Origin of the sequence: Curtobacterium sp. VKM Ac-1376 (assembly GCF_015351025.1) — a bacterium.
Classification (GTDB): Bacteria; Actinomycetota; Actinomycetes; order Actinomycetales; family Microbacteriaceae; genus Curtobacterium.
Window position 1 is genome coordinate 1 of the sequence record NZ_JADKRV010000038.1, and the last position, 3,422, is coordinate 3,422.

Annotated in this window: 1 rRNA gene; it reads right to left on the reverse strand. The window is 55.0% G+C overall.

Annotated features, from left to right (window positions below):
- Positions 1-125 precede the first annotated feature (125 nt).
- Positions 126-3,254: ribosomal RNA gene (locus ITJ56_RS17940) — 23S ribosomal RNA — on the reverse strand.
- Between the last annotated feature and the right edge of the window lie 168 nt (positions 3,255-3,422).

Genomic DNA, 3,422 nt, shown 5'->3' on the forward strand with positions numbered 1-3,422 from the left:
AAGCTGTCCCGACTACCACCCAAGAGTTCTGGGCAGAGCGGTGTATTCAGTTTCGATTCCCGATCGTCTGTCGGGAACCACAAAGTGGACGCGAGCCCGTGCAACAAGTGCACGGAAATCAGTGTGTTATCAAGTCTTCGGCTTATTAGTACCGGTCAGCTCCACGGGTCGTTAGTCCCCGCTTCCACATCCGGCCTATCAACCCAGTAGTCTGCTGGGAGCCTCTCACACTCAAGGTGCATGGAAATCTCATCTCGAAGACGGCTTCCCGCTTAGATGCTTTCAGCGGTTATCCGGTCCGAACGTAGCTAATCAGCGGTGCCCTTGGCAGAACAACTGACACACCAGAGGTTCGTCCATCCCGGTCCTCTCGTACTAGGGATAGATCTTCTCAAATTTCCAACGCGCGCAGCGGATAGGGACCGAACTGTCTCACGACGTTCTAAACCCAGCTCGCGTACCGCTTTAATGGGCGAACAGCCCAACCCTTGGGACCTACTCCAGCCCCAGGATGCGACGAGCCGACATCGAGGTGCCAAACCATGCCGTCGATATGGACTCTTGGGCAAGATCAGCCTGTTATCCCCGAGGTACCTTTTATCCGTTGAGCGACAGCGCTTCCACAAGCCACTGCCGGATCACTAGTCCCGACTTTCGTCCCTGCTCGACCTGTCAGTCTCACAGTCAAGCTCCCTTGTGCACTTACACTCGCCACCTGATTGCCAACCAGGTTGAGGGAACCTTTGGGCGCCTCCGTTACTCTTTGGGAGGCAACCGCCCCAGTTAAACTACCCATCAGGCACTGTCCATGAACCCGATCAGGGTCCTACGTTAGACATCCAAAGTGACCAGAGTGGTATTTCAACAATGACTCCACGAACACTAGCGTGCCCGCTTCACAGTCTCCCACCTATCCTACACAAGCCACTCCGAACACCAATACCAAACTGTAGTAAAGGTCACGGGGTCTTTCCGTCCTGCTGCGCGTAACGAGCATCTTTACTCGTAGTGCAATTTCGCCGAGTTCGCGGTTGAGACAGCTGGGAAGTCGTTACGCCATTCGTGCAGGTCGGAACTTACCCGACAAGGAATTTCGCTACCTTAGGATGGTTATAGTTACCACCGCCGTTTACTGGGGCTTAAATTCAGAGCTTCGCCCAAAGGCTAACCCTTCCTCTTAACCTTCCAGCACCGGGCAGGCGTCAGTCCGTATACATCGTCTTGCGACTTCGCACGGACCTGTGTTTTTAGTAAACAGTCGCTTCCCACTGGTCTCTGCGGCCTTCAACGCTCACGGAGTAAATCCGGTCACGTGTCCGGCCCCCCTTCTCCCGAAGTTACGGGGGCATTTTGCCGAGTTCCTTAACCACGATTCTCTCGATCTCCTTGGTATTCTCTACCTGACCACCTGAGTCGGTTTCGGGTACGGGCGGCTGCAACCTCGCGTCGATGCTTTTCTCGGCAGCATAGGATCACTGATTTCCCCTTACGGGTACGCGTCGGATCTCAGGCGTACAGACGACGGATTTGCCTATCGTCAGCCCTACATCCTTACACCAGGTTCACCTTACGGATACCATCGCCTGGCTCAGCTACCTTCCTGCGTCACACCTGTTCATACGCTAACCGCACCAGCATGGGGTCGAGCGTTAGACCGGCCACCATCACCCCGAAGGGATCCGGATGTACCGGGTTAGGACTCTTAGCACCACTGGATTAGCTTGGGCGGTTGTTCGCCGGTACGGGAATATCAACCCGTTGTCCATCGACTACGCCTGTCGGCCTCGCCTTAGGTCCCGACTTACCCAGGGCGGATTAACCTGGCCCTGGAACCCTTGGTCTTTCGGAGGACGGGTTTCTCACCCGTCTTTCGCTACTCATGCCTGCATTCTCACTCGTGTGGCGTCCACGGCTGGATCACTCCGCCGCTTCACTCGCCACACGACGCTCTCCTACCACTCCGCACGACTGAACCACGAAGGCTTGTCTATAGTGCGAAATCTACAACTTCGGTGGTGTGCTTGAGCCCCGTTACATTGTCGGCGCGGAATCACTTGACCAGTGAGCTATTACGCACTCTTTCAAGGGTGGCTGCTTCTAAGCCAACCTCCTGGTTGTCTGTGCAACTCCACATCCTTTCCCACTTAGCACACGCTTAGGGACCTTAGTTGGTAGTCTGGGTTGTTTCCCTCTCGACGATGAAGCTTATCCCCCACCGTCTCACTGCTGCGCTCTCACTCACCGGCATTCGGAGTTTGGCTGACGTCAGTAACCTGTTGAGGCCCATCGGCCATCCAGTAGCTCTACCTCCGGCGAGAAACACGCAACGCTGCACCTAAATGCATTTCGGAGAGAACCAGCTATCACGAAGTTTGATTGGCCTTTCACCCCTATCCACAGCTCATCCCCTCCATTTTCAACTGAAGTGGGTTCGGTCCTCCACGACGTCTTACCGTCGCTTCAACCTGGCCATGGATAGATCACTTCGCTTCGGGTCTAGAACATGCGACTCAAACGCCCTATTCAGACTCGCTTTCGCTACGGCTGCCCCTCACGGGTTAACCTCGCCACATATCACTAACTCGCAGGCTCATTCTTCAAAAGGCACGCCGTCACCCCTACTAAGGAGGCTCCGACGGTTTGTAAGCAAACGGTTTCAGGTACTATTTCACTCCCCTCCCGGGGTACTTTTCACCTTTCCCTCACGGTACTTGTCCGCTATCGGTCATCTGGGAGTATTTAGGCTTATCAGGTGGTCCTGACAGATTCACACGGGATTTCTCGGGCCCCGTGCTACTTGGGATACACATCCGGCCATAACACCATTTCGTCTACGGGGCTGGCACCCACTACGGCCCGGCTTTCAAACCGGTTCGACTATGATGCGCTGTAACCGCCCCAGTCCGGCAGAACTGAGTGACGTGTCCCACAACCCCGACCATGCAACGCCCGCCGGCTATCACACATGATCGGTTTAGCCTCATCCGCTTTCGCTCGCCACTACTCACGGAATCACATGTTGTTTTCTCTTCCTGTGGGTACTGAGATGTTTCACTTCCCCACGTTCCCTCTACCCGCCCTATATATTCAGGCGGGAGTCACCAGGTCGCAAAAGCGCCCAGCGGGGTTTCCCCATTCGGAAATCCTCGGATCAAAGCTCGATTATCAGCTCCCCGAGGCTTATCGCAGATTTCTACGTCCTTCTTCGGCTCCAGATGCCAAGGCATCCACCGTTTGCTCTTAGAAACTTGACCACAAAGATTAAAATTGCGATCCAACGTCACACCACATCAACCCGAAGGCCGACCATGGATGACGCGAATCAAAGATGCTCGCGTCCACTGTGTAGTTCTCAACATACGATCGGCACCAGAACTCCCCCACCAACCGGCAAGATCATCCTGGCCCAACGAAGGACCCGC